Source organism: Saccharothrix sp. ST-888, assembly GCF_000955975.1.
Lineage (GTDB): Bacteria > Actinomycetota > Actinomycetes > Streptomycetales > Streptomycetaceae > Kitasatospora.
Genome location: NZ_JYJF01000310.1, coordinates 1 through 778 on the forward strand (window position 1 = coordinate 1; position 778 = coordinate 778).

Genomic DNA, 778 nt, shown 5'->3' on the forward strand with positions numbered 1-778 from the left:
ACCCCACGCCCTCATCGGCCACAGCCTCGGCGAACTCGTCGCCGCCACCCTCGCCGACGTCTGGACCCTCGACGACGCCCTCCACATCACCTGCCTACGAGGCAAGCTGATGCAGCAGCAGGCCCCGGGCGCGATGCTGGCGGTGTCGCTCGGCGAGGCCGAGGTGACGGCGTTCGTGACCGACGACTGCGTCCTGGCAGCGGTGAACAGCCCGCGGCAGACGGTGCTCTCCGGCACCCACGAGGCGATCGACCGGGTGGCCGCGGCACTGACCGAGCGCGGCGTGCGGCACCGACGGCTGGCCACCTCGCACGCCTTCCACTCCCCGATGATGGAACCGATGCTGGCGGAGTTCGAGCGGGAGATCGCGCGGCTGGAACTGAAGGCGCCCCGTATCCGGTTCGTGTCGAACGTGACCGGCGACTGGATCACGGCGGAGCAGGCCACCAGCGCTTCCTACTGGGCTCAGCACATCCGCAGCACCGTGCGGTTCTCCGCCGGCCTGTCCACCCTCCTGCGAGACGAGCCCGACGCCGTGCTGCTGGAGGTCGGGCCCGGCGCCGCGGCCAGGATGATGGTGGCCGACCACCCGGAGGCCCGCGAGCGGATCCTGCTGCCCTCCATGCGGCACGCCCGCGAGGACCGCGACGACGTCCAGGTGGCGCGGGAGTCGCTGGCACGGCTCTGGGTCAACGGCGCACCGGTCCGCTGGTCCGCGCTGCACGAACACCGCAAGCCGCGCAGGGTGCCGCTGCCCACCTACGCGTTCGACACCAAG

At 72.0% G+C, this 778-nt stretch carries 1 protein-coding gene; it reads left to right on the top strand.

Annotation, left to right across the window (positions count from 1 at the left end):
* Positions 1–778: acyltransferase domain-containing protein (locus UK12_RS32815; RefSeq protein WP_045306861.1), on the top strand; the 778-nt coding region annotated here is incomplete at both ends.